Origin of the sequence: Pseudoxanthomonas sp. (genome assembly GCF_027498035.1) — a bacterium.
Lineage (GTDB): Bacteria > Pseudomonadota > Gammaproteobacteria > Xanthomonadales > Xanthomonadaceae > Pseudoxanthomonas_A.
In genome coordinates this window covers 839,399-857,866 of record NZ_CP114978.1, presented here as the reverse complement: position 1 = coordinate 857,866, position 18,468 = coordinate 839,399, and the positions used below count along the sequence as shown (strand labels likewise).

Here is an 18,468-nt window from a genome sequence, read left to right as displayed (position 1 = left end):
AGGCAACCGACAAACGCGAAAGAGGAGGGCGGGCCGCTGTCTTGCGGCGACCCGCGCCTTGGGTCAGTTACGCAGCGGCTTGCCTGTCTTGAGCATGTAGCCGATGCGCGCCTGGGTCTTTTCCTGTTGGGCCAGTTCGACGAAGTGGCGACGCTCCAGCTTGAGCAGCCATTCCTCGTCCACCAGCGCGCCGCGATCCACTTCGCCGCCGCACAGCACGGTGGCGATGCGGGTGGCGATCTCGTAGTCGTAGTCGCTGATGAAGCGGCCCTCCAGCATGTTGACCAGCAACATCTTGAAGGTGGCGATGCCCACGTCGCCGGCGACCTGGATGCGGCGCGCCGGCATGGGCGGGCGATAGCCGCTGTCGGCCAGCGCCGCCGCTTCATTTTTGGCGATATAGAGCGATTCGTAGGCGTTGAACACCACCTTGTCGGTGGCGCGCAGCAGGCCCAGCTCCTTGGCATTGACCGCGGAATTGGAGGCCTTGGCCATGGCGATGGTTTCGAAGGTCTTCTTCAGCTCGGCGAACACGTCGCCGCCCGGGCCGGCTGCCTCGGAGGCGCGCACCGCCAGTTCCTTCAGGCCGCCACCGGCCGGCAGCAGGCCAACGCCGGCTTCGACCAGGCCGATGTAGCTCTCGAGTCCGGCCACGGTCTTGGCGCTGTGCATCTGGAATTCGCAGCCGCCGCCCAGGGCCAGGCCGCGTACGGCTGCCACCACCGGCACCAGCGAATACTTGATGCGCTGGCTGGTGGCCTGGAAGTTGGCGACCATCGCCTCGAACGCGTCGACCTTGCCGGCCTGCAGCAGCCCAAGTGCACCGGCCAGATCGGCACCGGCAGAGAAGGGTTCCTTCTGCTGCCAGATCACCAGGCCCTTGAAGTCCTTCTCGGCACGGCTGACGACTTCCTGCAGGCCATCGAGCACCTGGTCGGAGACGGTGTTCATCTTGGTCTTGAAGCTGGCCACGGCCACGTCGTCGCCGTCGTGCCACATGCGCACGCCATCGTTTTCGAACACGGTCTCGCCCTGCGGGAACTTCTCGCCCAGCAGCGGATCGGGGAAACGCTGGCGCTTGTACACCGGCAGCGCCGAGCGCGGCAGCTTGGCGTTCTGCACCGGGCTGTACGAGCCGTCGGCGGTATGAACGCCGTCGCGGCCGTCGAACACCCAGTCCGGCAGCGGCGCACTGGACATGGTCTTGCCGGCCACGATGTCATCGGCGATCCACTGTGCGACCTGCTTCCAGCCTGCGGCCTGCCAGGTCTCGAACGGGCCCAGCGACCAGCCGTAGCCCCAGCGGATGGCCAGGTCGACGTCGCGCGCGGTCTCGGCGATGTCGGCCAGGTGATAAGCGCTGTAATGGAACAGGTCGCGGAAGGTTGCCCACAGGAACTGCGCCTGCGGGTGCTGGCTTTCGCGCAGCTTGGCGAATTTCTCGGCCGGGTTCTTGATCTTCAGGATCTCGACCACTTCCGGTGCAGCGCTGCGGTCGGCGGGACGGTAGTCCTGCTTGCCCAGGTCCAGGACCACGATGTCCTTGCCGACCTTGCGGAAAATGCCGGCGCCGACCTTCTGGCCCAGCGCGCCCTTTGCGATCAGCGCGTCCAGCCACTTCGGTGACTTGAAATACTGATGCCAGGGATCGTCGGGCAGGGTGTCGCCCATGGTCTTGATGACGTGGGCCATAGTGTCCAGGCCGACCACGTCGGAGGTGCGGTAGGTCGCCGACTTCGGACGCCCGACCAGCGGGCCGGTCAGCGCATCGACTTCATCGAAGCCCAGGCCGGATTCCTGTGTGTGGTGGATCGTGGACAGGATCGAGAACACGCCAATGCGGTTGCCGATGAAGTTCGGGGTGTCCTTGGCATACACCACGCCCTTGCCCAGGGTGGTGACCAGGAAGGTTTCCAGGCCTTCCAGCACGGAAGCGTCAGTGGTCCTGGCCGGGATCAGTTCGGCCAGATGCATGTAGCGCGGCGGGTTGAAGAAGTGCACCCCGCAGAAGCGGTGGCGCAGCTGCTCTGGCAGCACGTCGGCCAGCGCATTGATGCCCAGGCCGGAGGTGTTGGAGGCCAGCACGGCATGGTCGGCCACGAACGGCGCGATCTTCTTGTACAGGTCCTGCTTCCAGTCCATGCGTTCGGCGATGGCCTCGATGATCAGGTCGCAGTCGCGCAGCTGGTCCAGACCGGATTCGTAGTTGGCCGGAGTGATCGCCTCGGCCAGGCCCTTGCCGGCCAGCGGGGCAGGCGAGAGCTTGCCCAGGTTGGCGATGGCCTTGAGCACGATGCCATCGGCAGGACCTTCCTTGGCGGGCAGATCGAACAGAACGGTGTCCACGCCAGCATTGGTCAGGTGCGCCGCGATCTGGGCCCCCATGACGCCGGCGCCAAGGACTGCGGCACGACGAACAAGTAATTTCTCAGACATATTCAACAAACCTTTGTTTTAGTTGAAATTACGACTCGACGGTGCCGGCACGAAGCCCGGCCTCGGCGAATCGGATGAGTTCGCGGGCGGCGCGCTCGCGGTGTGCGGCTTCGGCCACGCCGGGCGGTCGCTTGATCAGGCCGAAATCGGCCATGGCGTAGGTCAGCGCGCCGGCCAGGAAGTCCAGGCGCCAGTACAGCTCTTCCTTGCTCAGCGTCGGCAGGCAGTCGGCGATGGCCCTGCCGAAATCGCGCAACACATGGCCATAGTGATCCGACAGGAACTTGCGCAGGTTGTCGTTCTTTTCCGCATATGCGCGCGCGATGACCCGGACGAAGGCGCCTCCACCCTGGCCGTCCTGGGCCATCGCCAGTGCCGGTTCGACAAACGCTGCCAGGATCGCCTCCAGCTTGCCCGGCGACTGTTGCAGCGCGGTTTCCAGCTGGCCCAGCCGCGCCGCGGTCATGACGTCCATGCGTCGGCGGAAGACCTCGTTGACCAGGTTTTCCTTGGAGCCGAAGTGATAGTTGACCGCCGCGATGTTCACATCGGCGCGCGTGGTGACCTGCCGCAGCGAAGTGCCGGCAAATCCGTGGAGCGCGAACAGCTCCTCGGCCGAGCCGAGGATGCGGTCCTTGGTGCTGAATTGGGTGCCGTTGGCCATGGCTCTCTGCTGGGGTGAATCAAACGCTTGTTTGAGTCTGCGCCAGGAGGTCGCCCAAGTCATGCTGCATTGCCGCAAAGTTTCCCGAGCCCCAGGGCTGCATCGTTACGGCTGATACGTTAGAATTTGCACAGCAATCAAACCTAAGCCCGCGTTCCCACGCGGGTTTTTTCATGTAACCTCGGGCTCGAGTGGCCCGCCCTTCGGAGAAGACCCCATGGCGCTGGAGCGCACCCTGTCCATCATCAAGCCCGATGCCGTTGCCAAGAACGTCATCGGTGAGATCTATGCCCGCTTCGAGAAGGCCGGCCTGAAGATCGTGGCCGCCAAGTACAAGCAGCTGTCGCGCCGCGAGGCCGAAGGTTTCTATGCCGTCCACAAGGAACGCCCGTTCTTCAATGCACTGGTGGAGTTCATGATTTCCGGCCCGGTGATGATCCAGGCGCTGGAAGGTGAGAACGCCGTGCTGGCGCACCGCGACCTGCTGGGCGCCACCAATCCGAAGGACGCTGCACCGGGCACCATCCGCGCTGACTTCGCTGATTCGATCGATGCCAATGCTGCCCACGGCTCGGACTCGGTCGAGAATGCAGCGATCGAAGTGGCGTACTGGTTCGCTTCCACCGAAGTCGCTTCGCGCTGAGGTCGTGCTGCCGTGAACGAGATCGTGTCGATTCCAAGCGTGACGACCACCGGCGATGCTGTCGCCGCTGCGCCGTTGCGTAAGCAGAACCTGCTCGATCTCGATCGCGTCGGGCTGGAGCGCTTCTTCGAGGAAACCCTCGGCGAGAAGCGCTACCGCGCCCACCAGGTGATGAAGTGGATCCATCACCGCTATGTCACCAACTTTGACGAGATGACCGACCTGGGCAAGGTGTTGCGCGTCAAGCTGCAGCAGCATGCCGAGGTCATCGTCCCGAACATCGTGTTCGACAAGCCTTCCACCGACGGCACCCACAAGTGGTTGCTGTCGATGGGCGCCGATGGCAAGAACGCCATCGAAACCGTCTACATCCCGGATAGAACCCGCGGCACGCTGTGCGTGTCCTCGCAGGTCGGTTGCGCGCTGAACTGCCAGTTCTGCTCGACTGCCACGCAGGGGTTCAACCGCAATCTTTCCACGGCCGAGATCATCGGCCAGGTCTGGGTGGCGGCGCGCCACCTGGGCAACGTGCCGGCGCAGATCCGCCGTCTCACCAACGTGGTGATGATGGGCATGGGCGAGCCACTGGCCAATTTCGACAATGTCGTGCGCGCGATGAGTGTCATGCGCGACGACCTGGGCTACGGCCTGGCCAGCAAGCGCGTCACGCTGTCCACTGCCGGCATGGTGCCGATGATCGATCGCCTGTCCACCGAAAGCGACGTATCGTTGGCGGTGTCACTGCATGCGGCCGACGATGCCTTGCGCAGCGAACTGGTGCCGCTCAACAAGAAGTATCCGGTCGAGCAGCTGATGGCTGCCTGCGCGCGTTACCTCAAGGCCAGTCCGAAGCGTGATTCGATCACCTTCGAATACACGCTGATGAAGGGTGTCAACGACCAGCCGCAGCACGCCCGCTCGCTGGCACGGTTGATGCGGCAGTTCAGCAACCAGATGCAGTCGCGCGAAGCAGGTAAGGTCAACTTGATCCCGTTCAACCCGTTTCCGGGGACGCGCTACCAGCGCTCGGAAGATGTCGACATTCGCGCCTTCCAGAAGATCCTGCTGGACCAGCAGGTGCTGACGATGGTTCGCCGCACCCGCGGTGACGACATCGATGCGGCCTGCGGTCAGTTGAAGGGGCAGGTGATGGATCGCACCCGCCGGCAGGCCGAGTTCAACCGCCAGTTGCGCGAGCAAGGCCTGGGTGATGCGGCGGCCTGAGTTCCTCCTGGTAGTGCTGGCGGTGGCGATACTGGGGACTGCCTGCTCCAGGTTGACCTTTGTTCGCCCCAAGGGCGGCATCAGGGAGGTCACCTCCACACCAACCGAATACAGCGTCCAGGACGGCAAGGCCACCCGGCGGCGGCTGGAAGAACAGGACAGCCTGGGCCTCGCCCAGCAGCGCCTGCGCGTGGGCGATCTTGCGACCGCCGAGCGTGAGGCCTCAAAGGCGCTCAAGCTCAATCCACAATCCTCCGCTGCCTACACGCTGCTGGCGGTGATCGCCGATCGCCGCGGACAGTCCAAGGAGGCTGGCGAGCGCTACCGACGTGCGGCAGAGCTTTCCCCCAACGATGGCGGGATGCTCAATAACTATGGTGCGTGGTTGTGTGGCAACGGGTTTGCGGCCGAGGCGCTGGTCTGGTTTGACCGGTCGATTGCCACGCCAGGTTATGGCGGCACGGCTGGCGCTCTGGCCAATGCGGGCGGCTGCGCGCTGCAGACCGGGCAGTACGAGCGTGTGGAAACGGACCTGCGCAAGGCGCTCGCCCTGGACCCGAAGAATGCCTACGCACTGGTGTCGATGGCCCGTAACGAGTACCGGCTGGGGCATTACATGGCTGCGCGGGCCTTCATCGAACGCAGGCTGACAGCTGCACCAGTGGATGCAGGCGTGTTACAACTCGCAGCTGACATTGAATCCAAGCTCGGCGACATGGCAGCGGCCGAGAAATATCGACAGCGGCAAAGGGCGGAGTTCCCGGATGCTACTGCGGGACGCCCAGGGGAAAGTGCAAGGCCATGATGGATCGGAACATGACCCACTTCGCGCCCGAAAACGGGCAGCAGATGGAGACTGGCGCGACGCTGCGTCACGCCCGCCAGCAGCAGGGAATGACCCTGGAACAGGCGGCGAGCAGGCTGAAGGTTCCCACCCGCGTCGTTGATGCGATCGAAAGTGGTCGCTGGCAGCAGCTGGGTGCCCCGGTCTTCGTGCGCGGCCACCTGCGCAGCTACGCCAAGCTGCTGGGCGTGAGCGTGGACGAGCATCTGGACCAGTCCACCCTGCAGGCCGTCCGGCCGGTGGAGCTGGTCAGCTATACCCATACCCCGCGTTACCAGCGCATCTTCGAAAGCGCTTCCCGGCGAGCGGTTTATGTGGTGATCACGCTGTGCTTCTTCGCGGTCCCGGTGTGGCTGCTGGTGTCCAACGGGGCAGGGCAGCAAGTCCTGAAGACCGCATCGCTGGACGTCATGCCCAAGGCGCCAGTTGAATCGTCCACCACGTCGGCTTCATTGCCAGCAACGAGCGAGCAGCTGCCGGCGGCCTCGGCCGAAGTTGACAACGCACCTATCACCGCGTCGATGGGGCCACGCCTGTCACGCGAGCCCGTGCCGGCAGTCGAGCCTACGCCCGCGCTGAAGCTCGCCTTCACTGGCGACAGCTGGGTGGATATCGAAGGTCCACAGGGCCAGAGCATTGAACGCGGCCTGCTCAAGGCTGGCCAGGAGCGCAGCTTCCAGGCGGGTCAAGTCGCCAGGATCAAACTGGGGAATGCGACCGCGGTTCAGGTTCAGCAAGGCGGGAGTACGGTGGACCTGACGCCGTACCAGCGGGCCAACGTGGCGCGCTTTGCGGTATCCTCCGACGGATCACTCGCGCCGGTCCAGGACTGACCCGCGAAGGGTCCAACAGTCGCAATTTAGATGACCCCGCACCGTCGCGGGGCGAGAGTACGCATGGCAATCGATGACCTGCTGGACGAGCACGAACAGAGTGAGCGCGTCCGCACCTGGCTGAAGAACAACGGCGCCGGCTTGATCGGCGGTATCGCGCTCGGACTGGCGCTGATTTTTGGGTGGAAATGGTGGGGCCAGCATCAGGACCAGCAAGCCCAGGCTGGCTACGGCGACTATGCCGCGGCGGCCAAGTCCATCGGTGGGACCGATCTGAAGGATGCACAGGCCAAGGTGGCTGCACTGCAGAAGGATGGCGATTCGGTATACGCCCAGCTCGCCGCCCTGCAGCTCGCACAGGCACAGGTGAAGGCCAATCAGATCGATGTCGCCCTGGCCACATTGAAGTCGGTTCCGGCCGACTCGTCGATGAAGCCATATGCCGACCTGCACGCTGCCCGCCTGTTGAACGGTTCGGGCAAGCCGGAAGAAGCGCTCAAGCTGCTGGCTCCATATGACAGCTCCTCCGCGCTGGAAGCCCGGGGCGATGCGTTTGCGCTGTCCGGCAAGCGCAACGAGGCGCGTGACACCTATCTGAAGGCTCTGACCAGCCTGGACGTTGCCTCGCCGCAGCGCCGCCTGGTGGAAGTCAAACTTACCAATGCCGGCGGAACAGTGCCCGGGCTCGCGGAGTCGAACTGATGAAAGTGGTTGTCAATATGAAGCGCGCCGCCGCCGTGGTCGCGCTGGTCGCAGTGCTGTCCGGTTGCACGACGGTCAAGGGCTGGTTCACCGACGACAAAAAGGCTGCCGAAAAGGCTGCCGTCGAGCCGTTGCCGCTGGAGAAGTTCGAAGCAACGGTCAAGATCGAGAAGCTCTGGTCAGCCAGTGCCGGCAAGGGTGAAAAGCTGCTCGGTACCCGGCAGGGACCGGCTGTGTTCGACGGCCACGTCTATGCGGCCGCCATCGAAGGTGGCGTGCGTGCGCTGGACCTGCAGACCGGCAAGGAGCTGTGGCACCACAAGATGAAGGAAGACCGCGTGTCTGCCGTCGGCGCAGGCGAAGGCTTGGTGGTGATCGGCACGCTGTCGGGCAAGGTGATCGCGCTCGACCCTGCCACTGGCGAGGAAAAATGGACCGCCCAGGCCAGCAACGAAGTCATCGCTCCGCCGGTCATCGGCCAGGGCAATGTGCTTGTGCACGCCAATGACGGCCAGGTGGTGTGCTACCAGGTGACCGACGGCACGCGCCGCTGGTTCTGGAATCGCGAACAGCCGCCGCTGATCGTGCGCGGCAATGGCCCGGTGACGTTGGGTCCGGGCATGGTCTTCGTCGGCAACGACGACGGCACCATGAGCGCATTGGCGCTGGCCGATGGGCATTCCCTGTGGGATCAGACGGTCGGCCAGCCCGAGGGTCGCACCGAACTGGAGCGCATGGCCGATGTGGACGGAGCACCGGTCCTGGACGGCACCACGCTTTATGCATCCAGCTACAAGAATGCGACCATCGCCATCGACGGTCCGAGCGGCCGCCCGATCTGGAACCGCGACAACGGCGGCGTCAGTGGGCTGGGCGTGGGGGCATCCAGCCTGATCCTGTCGGACAAGGGTGGAGCGGTGTGGTCCCTGGACAAGTCCAGCGGCGGTTCGCTGTGGTCCAACCAGAAGCTGCTGCGTCGTTCGCTGACCGCACCGGTGGTGCAGGGCGACTACGCCGTGGTTGGCGATTTCGACGGCTACCTGCACTGGCTGCGCATGGACAACGGCGAACTGGCCGCCCGTGAACGCGCCGGTGGCGACCCGATCCGCGCCCAGCCGGTGGTGGTTGACGGCGTGCTGGTGGTACAGAACACCGACGGCAAGCTGACCGCTTTCCGCATCAAATAAGCCAGGCTTGCGAACCCGCGGGGAGCCGGAACATGCGTCCGGCTCCCCGTTTTCGTATCCTGTGCCGCTTCGACGCGCCCGTTGAAGGCTGAATCCGGTTTCCGGAGCAGCCTCCAGTCACGGGTGCCCATTCGTTTCACGCCTTCTGGTCCCTGTTCATGCTGCTGCCTCTCGTCGCCCTTGTGGGCCGCCCCAATGTGGGCAAGTCCACGCTGTTCAATGCGCTCACGCGTACCCGCGATGCGTTGGTGCACGACCAGCCAGGCGTGACCCGTGACCGCAACTACGGTGTCTGCCGCCTGGACCCAGAGCACCCGTTCGTGCTGGTCGACACCGGTGGCATCGCCGGTGACGAGGAAGGCCTGTCTGGCGCCACCGCCCGCCAGGCGCGCGGCGCGGCGGCCGAGGCCGACCTGGTGCTGTTCATCGTCGATGCCCGCGAGGGCGCCTCGGCGCTGGACGACGAGATCCTCGAATGGCTGCGCAAGACCGCGCGCCCGACGCTGCTGGTGCTGAACAAGATCGATGGCGTCGACGAGGACAACGCCCGCGCCGACTTTGCCCGCTATGGCTTCTCCGATGTGCTGACCCTGTCGGCCTCGCATCGCCAGGGTCTGGACGAGCTGATGGAGATCGTCCAGGCGCGCCTGCCGGCAGAAGGTTCCGGCGAGACGCTGGACGACGATCCCAACCGCATGCGCGTGGCCTTCGTCGGCCGCCCCAACGTGGGCAAGTCGACCCTGGTCAACCGCCTGCTGGGCGAAGAACGCATGATCGCCTCGGAGGTGCCCGGGCACCACGCGCGACTCCATCGCCGCCGATCTTGAGCGCGAAGGCAAGCTGTACCGCCTGGTCGATACCGCCGGCATCCGCCGCAAGGGCCGGGTGGACGAGGCGGTGGAGAAGTTCTCCATCGTCAAGACCCTGCAGGCGATCGAACAGTGCCAGGTCGCGGTGTTGCTGCTGGATGCCACCGAAGGCGTGACCGACCAGGATGCGAGCGTACTGGGCGCGGTGCTGGATGCCGGCCGAGCCTTGGTGGTTGCCGTCAACAAGTGGGATGGCCTGACCGAGTACCAGCGGCAGACGGCCGAGTCACTGCTGGACCGCAAGCTGAATTTCGTCGAGTGGGCGGAGAACGTGCGTATCTCGGCCAAGCATGGTTCGGGCCTGCGCGAACTGTTCAAGGCCGTGCACCGCGCGCATGCGTCGGCGACCAAGGTGTTCAGCACCAGCGAGGTCAATACCGCACTGGAGATCGCTTACGAAACCAACCCGCCGCCGAGTATCCGCGGGCATGTGTCCAAGCTGCGCTACGTGCATCCGGGTGGTGAGAATCCGCCGACCTTCATTGTCCACGGCACCCGCTTGAAAGTGCTGCCGGAGTCGTACAAGCGTTACCTGGAGAACTTCTTCCGCAAGCGTTTCAAGCTGGTTGGTACGCCGGTCCGGTTCCTGTTCCGCGAAGGGTCCAATCCCTACGAAGGCAAGAAGAACGTGTTGACCGAGCGCCAGGTCGCCAAGAAAAAGCGCCTGATCCGTCACGTCAAGGGACGCGGCAAGTAAGCCTTGGTCGAATTTCCGACCCGGATCGACTACGCCCAGGCGCTGGAAATCGTCCAGCGCGTGGCCGCCGAGCGCCAGCTGCCCGCTGCGCGCATGGCGATCCAGCGGGTGGATGGGAGGGTGCTGGGCCAGCCGGTCACGGCCGGATTCCCGCTGCCGCCGTTCGACAACAGCCGCATGGATGGCTTTGCGGTCCGCAGTGTCGATCTTTCCGACGATGTGCCGACAACGCTGGCACTGGTGGGCGAACAGTTCGCCGGGATCGATGCCGGGCTGGTGTTGCAGGCCGGGCAGTGCGCACGCATCACCACCGGCGCACCGCTGCCGGTCGGTGCCGACGCGGTGGTGATGAAGGAGTTGGCCCATCTCGATGGCGCGCAGGTCACCGTGCCGGCCGGCATCCGGGCTGGCAACGACATCCGTCGCGCGGGCGAGGACGTGGAGGATGGGCAGCAGGTGTTGCGCGCCGGCCAGGTCCTGACCCCTGCGCGCGTGTCGCTGGCCGCTGCACTCGGCAACGCTGACCTGGCGGTGACGCAGCGCCCCACGGTGGCGGTGTTTTCCACCGGTGACGAGCTGGCCGAAGCGGGCATGCCGCTGCAGCCGGGGCAGATCTACGACAGCAATCGTGACCTGCTGATGGGCCTGCTGCGCCAGCTCGGCCTGGAACCGGTCGCCTGGCCCAGGCTTCCCGACGATCCGCAGCGCGTGGAAACCGCGTTGCGCGATGCCGCGAGCGCGTTCGATGTGGTCATCACCGCCGGTGGTGTTTCGGCCGGCGAAAAGGACCTGCTGCCCGGCCTGCTGCAGGCGCACGGGCATGTGCATTTCTGGAAGGTGCGGATGAAGCCCGGGATGCCGGTACTGTTCGGCGCGCTGGACAAGGCGCTGCTGCTGGGCTTGCCTGGCAATCCGGTGTCGGTGCTGGCGACTTTCCTGGCGTTGGGCAGGCCGCTGCTGGACGGATTGCAGGGCAGGGCGGAACCGCGCCCGCGTTTTACCGCACGCCTGGCCAGTGACTGGAACAAGTCACACGAGCGCCTGGAGTTCCTGCGTGGCCGCCTGTCTTCCAGTGACGATGGTGTGCTGCTGGTCGAACCGAATCCCGCCGAAGCCTCGCACCAGCTGCGCGGCGCGGCCGACAGTGATGCGCTGATCGTGCTGGAAGCCGGCGCACGGCAGTACGCAGCCGGCACGCCGGTTGTGGTGCTGCCTTACTAAGCACCGCTGGCGCGCGATACTGCGCGCATGGGCATCCAACACCTCACACCAGCACAGGCGCGGCAACGACAGTCTGCCGGCGCCATGCTGATCGACGTCCGCGAAGCGCACGAGCGGGCCAGCGGCCAGGCCGAAGGCGCACTGGGCATCCCTCAGGCGATGCTGGTCGCAGACCCGGCCATGCATCTGCCTGATCCCTCGCGCGAAATCCTGCTGATCTGCCAGTTCGGCGGCCGCTCGCTGGCGGTCGCACAGGCGTTGGCCTCGGCGGGCTACGCACAGGTGGCGTCCATCGAAGGCGGGACCACGCGCTGGATCGCCGACGGCCTGCCGCTGGTCAAGCCTGCGCTGGATGGCGAGCGCGCCGACTTCCTTGAACGCTATTCGCGTCACCTGCTGCTGCCGCAGGTGGGCGAGGAGGGGCAACAGAAGCTGCGCGCCGCGCGTGTGTTGCTGGTCGGCGCCGGTGGGCTCGGCTCGCCGGCCGCGTATTACCTGGCCGCCGCCGGGGTCGGCACGTTGCGCATCGCCGACGACGACGTGGTGGATCGCAGTAATCTGCAGCGCCAGATCCTGCATGCCGACGCGCGGGTCGGCATGGCGAAGGTGCAGTCGGCGGCGACTGCGCTGGGCGCACTCAATCCCGGCGTGCAGGTCGAAGCCATCGAAGCGCGCGTCACGGCTGACAATGTCGAGCGCCTGATGCAGGACGTGGACGTGGTGATCGATGGCGCCGACAACTTCGCCACGCGCTACCTGCTCAACGATGCCTGCGTGCGGTTGGGCAAGCCGCTGGTTTACGGCGCGGTCCAGCAGTTCGAAGGCCAGGTCAGCGTGTTCGACGCGGGGCGCCAGCGCGGCCAGGCGCCGTGCTATCGCTGCCTGTTCCCCTCGCCGCCGCCGCCGGAGCTGGCGCCCAACTGTGCGGAGACCGGCGTGCTCGGGGTGCTGCCCGGCGTGATCGGCCTGCTGCAGGCGACCGAGGCGATCAAGCTGCTGCTGGGTATCGGCGATTCTCTGGCTGGGCGGCTGCTCAACTTCGACGCGCTGTCGATGCGCTTCCACGAACTGCGATTGAAGCCGGACCCGTCCTGCCCGGTGTGCGCGCCGCTGGTGGCACGCGACTGAAGGCGCGCGGCTTCCTGCACGCCAGTGCTTGCGTTACCGTGCGCGCGCAGCCCGGTCACCGCGGGCATCGAGACCACCATGCGCACCTTGATCCTGATTCTTGCCGGCCTGTTGATCGCCGTGGGCGCGGTGTTTCGTTGCCCGCAGGCCCATCGCCGGAAAGGCGCTGCGGCCTTCACCGTGGTCTGGCTGTTGGCGGTGGCCTGGAACCTGCGCGTCGGATTGGCGCATGGCTACGCGCTGCAGGAAGAAGCGCCGATCCAATTGCTGATCTTCGTGGTGCCGGTGGCCGCGGCGTGGTGGCTGGCGCGCGCGCGGCGCTGAACCGTCGATTCCCTGCATCGTGCCGTGCATCCGGTCTTGTACGAATGTGCGTTCTTCGGTGGGATCGCGCCTGATCTTTGCTCCATCGGAGCACGTCGCTGGAACTGCAGCGGCCATGCAGGCACGTTTTCGCGCAAATGCGGGTTTTGATGGTGCGGCCACGGCTAAACTCCCTGCATGAGTGCAGCCGCCCAATCGAGTGAACTGGTCAGCGTCGTCGCCCTGCTGGGTGCGGCGGTGGTCGCCGTCCCGTTGTTTCGCCGCCTGGGCCTGGGCTCGGTGCTCGGCTATCTGGCCGGTGGTCTGGCGATCGGTCCATTCGGGCTGAAGTGGTTCACCGACCCCCAATCGATCCTGCACACCGCCGAGCTGGGCGTGGTGCTGTTCCTGTTCGTCATCGGGTTGGAGATGCGGCCCTCGCACCTGTGGGGCTTGCGCCGGCAGATCTTTGGCCTGGGTACGTTGCAGATCGCCCTGTGCACCGCCGCGCTGACCGGCGTGGGCCTGGCGTTCGGCCTGCACGGTGCCGTCGCATTTGTGGGCGCGGCGGGCTTTGTGCTGACCTCCACCGCCATCGTGATGCAGCTGCTGGGTGAGCGTGGTGACATTGCCCTGCCGCGCGGGCAGAAGATCGTTTCAGTGCTGTTGTTCGAGGACTTGTTGATCGTGCCGTTGCTGGCGCTAATCGCGTTCCTGTCGCCGCTGCCGGCGCAGGGCGGCGAGCATTCGCGCTGGGCTTCGATCGGTGTCGGTATTGCCTGCCTGGCTGGACTGATCGCCGCCGGCATCTGGCTGCTCAATCCCTTGTTCCGGCTGCTGGCACGGGCCAAGGCGCGCGAGGTCATGACCGCCGCTGCGCTGCTGGTGGTGCTGGGTGCGGCGTTGGTGATGCAGTTGGGCGGCCTGTCGATGGCGATGGGCGCGTTCCTGGCTGGCGTGCTGTTGTCCGAGTCCACCTTCCGCCACCAGATCGAAGCGGACATCGAGCCATTCCGCGGCATCTTGCTGGGCCTGTTCTTCCTCAGCGTGGGCATGTCGCTGGACCTGGCGGTGGTGGCGGCCAACTGGAAGCTGGTGTTCGCGATGGTCATCGCGATGATGATCACCAAGGCGCTGTGCATCTACGCCATCGCGCGCCTGACCCGCAGTTCGCATGGTGAAGCGCTGGATCGCGCGGTATTGATGGCGCAAGGCGGCGAGTTCGCCTTCGTGCTGTACGCCGCTGCGGCTGCCGCAGGCCTGATCGACGCGACGGTCAGCGCCAACATGACGGCCATCGTGGTGCTGTCGATGGTGTTGACGCCGCTGGTGGTGATCGGCGCGCGCCGCTTCATGCCCAAGACCACCGCGTCGATGGAAGGCATTGAAGAGGTTCACGACCAGAGCGGCAGCGTGCTGATCATCGGTTTCGGTCGCTTTGGCCAGGTGATGAGCCAGTCGCTGCTGGCGCGCGACATCGACGTGACCATCATCGACAACGACATCGACATGATCCAGAGCGCCGGCGAATTCGGCTTCAAGATCTTCTTCGGCGACGGTACCCGGCTGGACGTGCTGCATGCTTCCGGCGCGGCCACCGCGCGCGCGATCGCGATCTGCACGGACAACCGCGCGGTGACCAGCCAGATCGTGGAGCTGGCACAGAGCGAGTTCCCGCAGGCCAAGGTGCTGGCACGTTCGTTCGACCGCGAGCATTCGCTGGCGCTGGTCAAGGCCGGGGTGGACTACCAGATCCGCGAAACCTTTGAATCCGCCGTGCGCTTCGGTATGGCCGCGCTGATCGAACTGGGCGTGGATGAGGAAGATGCCGAGCGCAGCGCCGAGGAAGTGCGGCGCCTGGATGCAGAACGCTTCGACCTGGAAGTCGCCGCGGGCGACGTGCGTGCGGGCAGGCAGCTCATCATCGGTAACACCGCGCCGGCCACGCCGACGCCGTTCACCACGCCGCGCCGCGAGAGCCAGGTGCTCAACCCCTCCAGCCCGATCCACCTGGAAGAGCCCGACGCCCGCGAGACCTGATCCACCGCGCGCAGAACGTACCGTCGATGACAGATGGCCAGCGGCGGTAATGATGGTGTGGCATGAGGGTATGTCCAACGGTGCTGGTCGGATGCGTTCAGGCTAACCAGACCTTTACGCATGATGCGGCCCGGCTGCGATCAACTCGCACCTCCCCTGGAGAGAGGAGGCATTCCCATGCAGATCACCCTGATCGGCGCCGGCTTCTGCGGCAGTACTTTGGCTGCGGAGCTGCTGCGTCAGGGCGGGCCGGAGACGCGGGTGACCCTGGTGGGCCAGCCTGAAACCTTCGGCCGCGGCGTCGCCTACGGCGCAGCACGACCGGAACACGTCCTCAACGTCCGCGCCAAGGATCTGGGTGCCGATGCGCAGGCACCGGCCGGATTCGCCGATACGCTGGCCCTGGGCGAGCGCGGCCGCCTGGATTTCCTGCCGCGGCTGGCCTACGGCGAGTACCTGCAGTCGCACCTGCAGCAGGCCACCGATGGCGCCAGCGGCTTTGCCCGGATCGAGGAGGAAGTCATCGCGGTGGACCGCACGCCCGGTGGCTTCCGTGTGCTGCTGGCCAATGGCGAGGATTTCTTCAGCGATGTGGTGGTGCTGACCGTGGGCGCGTTGCCGCCGCAGCGCCTGGCCGGTGTCGGCCCGCGCCTGGCCGTGGACCCGCGCTACATCGGCTGGCCCTGGCAGGACGGTGCCATCGACAAGATCCCGCCGGGTGCGCGACTGCTGATCGTCGGCGCCGGCCTGACCATGGCCGATGTCGTGCTGACCCTGCGCAAGCGCGACCATCGCGGCCCGATTACCGCGCTGTCGCGCCACGGCCTGCTGCCGCAGGCGCATCTGGACGTGCCAGGTGCGCCGCTGGAACTACCGCCGGGCGTGCACCACGCGTTGCGCGACCACGACCTGCGCACGCTGGTTCGCACCCTTCGCCAGCTCTCGACCGTGGTCGATGACTGGCGGCGCGTGGTCGATGCGTTGCGTCCGCACCTGCAACCGTTCTGGCGTGGATTGAACCTGCAGGCGCGGGCGCGCTTCCTGCGCCATCTGCGCTCGCACTGGGAGGCGATGCGTCATCGGGTCGCGCCGAGCGTGGCCAAGGAACTGCAGGCCGCGAAGTCCACGGGGCAGCTGCGGGTGCTGGCCGGCCGACTGCTGCGTGCCAGGGTTGGCGTGCACGACGTGGAAGCGCTGGTCCGGCCGCGCGGTGGCGACAGCACCTGGCTGGGCCATTTCGACGTGGTGATCCGCGCCACCGGCCTGGACACCGACATCGAGCGCAGCAGCCATCCGCTGGTGGCGACCCTGCGCGATTCGGGTCTGCTCGGTGCCGATCCACTCGGCCTGGGCGTGGATGCCGACCGCCACCTGCAGCTGCGCGATTCCTTCGGCACGCCGGTCCATGGACTGTATTGCCTGGGTCCGCTGCTGCGTGGCCAGTTGTGGGAAATCACTGCCGTGCCCGAGTTGCGCAATGCGGCCCGGACCCTGGCGGCACGCCTACTTTCACAGCAGGCGCGGACTGACCGTGGGCAGCAGTGCAGATGCGACGTCCGCGCTGCGCGAGGCGGGCTAGGGCGCAGGCCTGGCGACGGTGGAGCCCATGAACCTCGCCATCGCCGGCCAGTAATCCGGCGCGGCGGAAATGGTGATGTGGTCGTAGTGTGCGAACGCGACCACCTGCAGTCGATCGGCGGGAAGCGAAGCGATCAGTGCGGCCGTTGCGGCAGGCGGCACGACCGTGTCGCGACCCGCGCGCAGGACCAGCGTGTCGCCGTGATGTGTGGCCAGGTGCTTCGCCGAGTCGAAGCACTCGCGCATCAGCCAGCCCGTTGGCAGCCACGGGTAATGCAGCTGGCCGACATGGACCAGCGAATCGAACGGCGTCACCAGCGCCAGATGCGGCACCGGTCGCTGGCCGGCGACCCAAGAGGCCACGCCGCTGCCCAGGCTGCGACCGATTACATCGACCGGCGCATCCGGCTGCTGCTGGCGCACATGGTCGTACAGCGCCACCGCATCGCCGAACAGCGCGTCCTGCGAGGGCACGCCGCCGCTGGCGCCATAACCGCGATAGGCAAGCAGGTAGATCGTGTGGCTGGGAAAGCTGCGTGCCAGTTCATCGGCCGAATCCTGTACCCGCTCGGCATTGCCGCCGAAGTAGAGCAGGGCGCGTGACTGGCCCGGGTTGAGCACCCGTCCACGCAGCACCAGGCCATCGCGCTTCAGTTGCAGGTCATCACTGCGCGGCGCCACCTGCGTGTACTGCGGGTAGAAGATCAGGCTGCGCTGCTTGACGTAGACCAGTGCGCACAGCGCGACATAGCCCAGGACGACCAGTGCTAGGATCACCGCCAGCCAGCGCATCGGGGTGGCGCCGCTCAGCCGTGTTTTTCCTGCGTGGCGGCAAACGCCGCCAGCTGCTCGGGCGTGGCCTCGGTCTGGTACCTGGCCTTCCATTCGGGAAACGGCATGCCGTAGACGGTCTCGCGGGCCTGGTCCTTGGTCATCGGGGTGCCCGCGGCCTCGGCGGCTTCGCGGTACCAGTCGGACAGGCAGTTGCGGCAGAAGCCGGCCAGGATCATCAGGTCGATGTTCTGCACGTCGTGGCGTTCGACGTTCAGGTGTTGCAGCAGGCGGCGGAAGGCGGCGGCTTCGAACTGCGTGGTGTCGGTCATTGCGGCAATCAGGGACAATACGGAGCCACGAACTCTACACCGCGCCTCGATGACCGCTCCCACGCCCGCCCGCATCCTCGATGGCCGCCGCATCGCCGAAGAGCTCCTGGACCAGCTCAAGGCGCGGGTCGATGCGCGCGTGGACGCCGGCAGGGCGCGCCCCGGGCTGGCCGTGGTGCTGGTGGGTGGCGACCCGGCCAGCACCGTGTACGTGCGCAACAAGCGTCGGGCGGCGGAAAAAGTGGGCATCGAGGCCTTCGATTACGACATGCCGGCCGGCACCACCGAGGCCCAGCTGCTGGACCTGATCGACCAGCTCAATGCCGATCCCAAGGTCCACGGCATCCTGGTCCAGCTGCCGCTGCCAGGCATCCCCGACGCGCGCCGGCTGATCCACCGGATCGATCCGCGCAAGGACGTAGACGGCTTCCATCCGGAAAACGTCGGCCACCTGGCCTTGCGCGAATTCGGCCTGCGCCCGTGCACGCCGCGCGGCATCGTGACCCTGCTGGGCCACACCGACCGGCCGGTGCGCGGCCAGAACGCGACCATCGTCGGCGTGTCCAACCACGTCGGCCGGCCGATGGCGCTGGAACTGCTGATCGCCGGCTGCACCGTGACCAGCTGCCACAAGTTCACCCCGAAGGACGTGCTGGAAGCCCGCGTGCGCGATGCCGACATCCTGGTGGTGGCGGTCGGCCGCCCGCACCTGATCCCCGGCGAATGGGTCAAGCCCGGCGCGGTGGTGATCGACGTGGGCATCAACCGGCTGGAAGACGGCCGCCTGACCGGCGATGTCGGTTTCGAGGCCGCCGCCGAGCGCGCCAGCTGGATCACCCCGGTGCCCGGCGGCGTGGGCCCGATGACCGTGGCCACCCTGATGCAGAACACGCTGGAAGCCGCAGACGCCAGCGACGCTGGCTGAACGGTCCCGCCAGCCGGCACCTTCAACCGGTCGTCCAACGCTGCATTCGGTCAGGAAGGCAGGAAAAAGAC

The 18,468-nt window shown here is 66.2% G+C and carries 15 protein-coding genes and 2 pseudogenes; 13 read left to right on the top strand and 4 right to left on the bottom strand.

The genetic code is table 11. The annotated features are described in order from the left end of the window. Positions 1 to 63: 63 nt before the first annotated feature. Both O8I58_RS03850 and O8I58_RS03845 read right to left on the bottom strand, forming a co-directional pair. Positions 64 to 2,436: a 3-hydroxyacyl-CoA dehydrogenase/enoyl-CoA hydratase family protein gene (locus O8I58_RS03850; protein WP_298320840.1), complete on the bottom strand. Its 2,373-nt coding sequence runs from the start codon at positions 2,434 to 2,436 to the stop codon at positions 64 to 66. A gap of 28 nt (positions 2,437 to 2,464) precedes the next feature. Then, a complete protein-coding gene (locus O8I58_RS03845) occupies positions 2,465 to 3,100 on the bottom strand; it encodes a TetR/AcrR family transcriptional regulator (protein WP_298320838.1) in 636 nt (211 codons plus the stop codon). A gap of 217 nt (positions 3,101 to 3,317) precedes the next feature. Here O8I58_RS03845 and ndk point away from each other — a divergent pair, with 217 nt between their 5' ends. The 12 genes and pseudogenes from ndk to O8I58_RS03785 all read left to right on the top strand — a co-directional run. Beyond that, the gene (gene ndk, locus O8I58_RS03840) at positions 3,318 to 3,743 is read left to right on the top strand and encodes a nucleoside-diphosphate kinase (RefSeq protein WP_298320836.1); all 426 of its coding nucleotides are present in this window, start codon (positions 3,318 to 3,320) and stop codon (positions 3,741 to 3,743) included. Between the two features lie 21 nt (positions 3,744 to 3,764). Continuing rightward, positions 3,765 to 4,967: a dual-specificity RNA methyltransferase RlmN gene (gene rlmN / locus O8I58_RS03835; RefSeq protein ID WP_298322707.1), complete on the top strand. Its 1,203-nt coding sequence runs from the start codon at positions 3,765 to 3,767 to the stop codon at positions 4,965 to 4,967. 52 nt (positions 4,968 to 5,019) lie between these two features. After that, positions 5,020 to 5,772, top strand: a complete 753-nt coding sequence (gene pilW / locus O8I58_RS03830) for a type IV pilus biogenesis/stability protein PilW (RefSeq protein ID WP_298320834.1) — start codon at positions 5,020 to 5,022, stop codon at positions 5,770 to 5,772. A gap of 11 nt (positions 5,773 to 5,783) precedes the next feature. Further along, complete coding sequence (locus tag O8I58_RS03825; RefSeq protein ID WP_298320832.1) at positions 5,784 to 6,644, top strand: helix-turn-helix domain-containing protein; 861 nt, start codon at positions 5,784 to 5,786, stop codon at positions 6,642 to 6,644. Between the two features lie 63 nt (positions 6,645 to 6,707). Then, on the top strand, positions 6,708 to 7,346 hold the full coding sequence (locus O8I58_RS03820) for a YfgM family protein (RefSeq protein WP_298322700.1): 639 nt from the start codon (positions 6,708 to 6,710) through the stop codon (positions 7,344 to 7,346). Continuing rightward, positions 7,346 to 8,533 carry an outer membrane protein assembly factor BamB gene (gene bamB / locus O8I58_RS03815; RefSeq protein WP_298320830.1) on the top strand — a complete coding sequence of 396 codons (1,188 nt, stop codon included), beginning with the start codon at positions 7,346 to 7,348 and terminating at the stop codon, positions 8,531 to 8,533. Before O8I58_RS03820 ends, bamB begins: the two co-directional genes overlap by 1 nt. A 161-nt stretch (positions 8,534 to 8,694) precedes the next feature. Then, positions 8,695 to 10,099 (top strand): annotated as a pseudogene (gene der / locus O8I58_RS03810) (ribosome biogenesis GTPase Der). Positions 10,100 to 10,102: 3 nt separating this feature from the next. Then, positions 10,103 to 11,320, top strand: a complete 1,218-nt coding sequence (glp, locus tag O8I58_RS03805) for a molybdopterin molybdotransferase MoeA (protein WP_298320828.1) — start codon at positions 10,103 to 10,105, stop codon at positions 11,318 to 11,320. Positions 11,321 to 11,347: 27 nt separating this feature from the next. Continuing rightward, positions 11,348 to 12,448 carry a molybdopterin-synthase adenylyltransferase MoeB gene (moeB, locus tag O8I58_RS03800; RefSeq protein ID WP_298320826.1) on the top strand — a complete coding sequence of 367 codons (1,101 nt, stop codon included), beginning with the start codon at positions 11,348 to 11,350 and terminating at the stop codon, positions 12,446 to 12,448. Positions 12,449 to 12,526: 78 nt separating this feature from the next. Continuing rightward, positions 12,527 to 12,772 (top strand): hypothetical protein, encoded by a 246-nt coding sequence (locus O8I58_RS03795; RefSeq protein ID WP_298320824.1) that lies wholly within the window; start codon positions 12,527 to 12,529, stop codon positions 12,770 to 12,772. Positions 12,773 to 12,949: 177 nt separating this feature from the next. Beyond that, on the top strand, positions 12,950 to 14,791 hold the full coding sequence (locus O8I58_RS03790) for a monovalent cation:proton antiporter-2 (CPA2) family protein (protein WP_298320822.1): 1,842 nt from the start codon (positions 12,950 to 12,952) through the stop codon (positions 14,789 to 14,791). Positions 14,792 to 14,968: 177 nt separating this feature from the next. Further along, positions 14,969 to 16,300: pseudogene (locus O8I58_RS03785) on the top strand (FAD/NAD(P)-binding protein); the annotation flags it as partial. 66 nt (positions 16,301 to 16,366) lie between these two features. Here O8I58_RS03785 and O8I58_RS03780 read toward each other — a convergent pair. Then, entirely contained in the window at positions 16,367 to 17,161 is a 795-nt protein-coding gene (locus O8I58_RS03780; RefSeq protein ID WP_298322697.1) for an alpha/beta hydrolase, read from the bottom strand. Between the two features lie 14 nt (positions 17,162 to 17,175). After that, entirely contained in the window at positions 17,176 to 17,472 is a 297-nt protein-coding gene (locus O8I58_RS03775; RefSeq protein ID WP_298320820.1) for a DUF1244 domain-containing protein, read from the bottom strand. Between the two features lie 49 nt (positions 17,473 to 17,521). Between O8I58_RS03775 and folD the strand changes: the two genes are divergently transcribed. Then, the gene (gene folD, locus O8I58_RS03770) at positions 17,522 to 18,397 is read left to right on the top strand and encodes a bifunctional methylenetetrahydrofolate dehydrogenase/methenyltetrahydrofolate cyclohydrolase FolD (protein WP_298320817.1); all 876 of its coding nucleotides are present in this window, start codon (positions 17,522 to 17,524) and stop codon (positions 18,395 to 18,397) included. Positions 18,398 to 18,468: the final 71 nt, after the last annotated feature.

Excerpts from the sequence above, each read along its gene's own strand:
- ndk (WP_298320836.1), top strand. The coding sequence starts at position 3,318 with ATGGCGCTGGAGCGCACCCTGTCCATCATCAAGCCCGATGCCGTTGCC.
- O8I58_RS03820 (WP_298322700.1), top strand. The coding sequence starts at position 6,708 with ATGGCAATCGATGACCTGCTGGACGAGCACGAACAGAGTGAGCGCGTC.
- O8I58_RS03775 (WP_298320820.1), bottom strand. The coding sequence starts at position 17,472 with ATGACCGACACCACGCAGTTCGAAGCCGCCGCCTTCCGCCGCCTGCTG.
- O8I58_RS03845 (WP_298320838.1), bottom strand. The coding sequence starts at position 3,100 with ATGGCCAACGGCACCCAATTCAGCACCAAGGACCGCATCCTCGGCTCG.
- O8I58_RS03790 (WP_298320822.1), top strand. The coding sequence starts at position 12,950 with ATGAGTGCAGCCGCCCAATCGAGTGAACTGGTCAGCGTCGTCGCCCTG.
- O8I58_RS03795 (WP_298320824.1), top strand. The coding sequence starts at position 12,527 with ATGCGCACCTTGATCCTGATTCTTGCCGGCCTGTTGATCGCCGTGGGC.
- O8I58_RS03780 (WP_298322697.1), bottom strand. The coding sequence starts at position 17,161 with ATGCGCTGGCTGGCGGTGATCCTAGCACTGGTCGTCCTGGGCTATGTC.
- folD (WP_298320817.1), top strand. The coding sequence starts at position 17,522 with ATGACCGCTCCCACGCCCGCCCGCATCCTCGATGGCCGCCGCATCGCC.
- moeB (WP_298320826.1), top strand. The coding sequence starts at position 11,348 with ATGGGCATCCAACACCTCACACCAGCACAGGCGCGGCAACGACAGTCT.
- O8I58_RS03825 (WP_298320832.1), top strand. The coding sequence starts at position 5,784 with ATGACCCACTTCGCGCCCGAAAACGGGCAGCAGATGGAGACTGGCGCG.
- bamB (WP_298320830.1), top strand. The coding sequence starts at position 7,346 with ATGAAAGTGGTTGTCAATATGAAGCGCGCCGCCGCCGTGGTCGCGCTG.
- O8I58_RS03850 (WP_298320840.1), bottom strand. The coding sequence starts at position 2,436 with ATGTCTGAGAAATTACTTGTTCGTCGTGCCGCAGTCCTTGGCGCCGGC.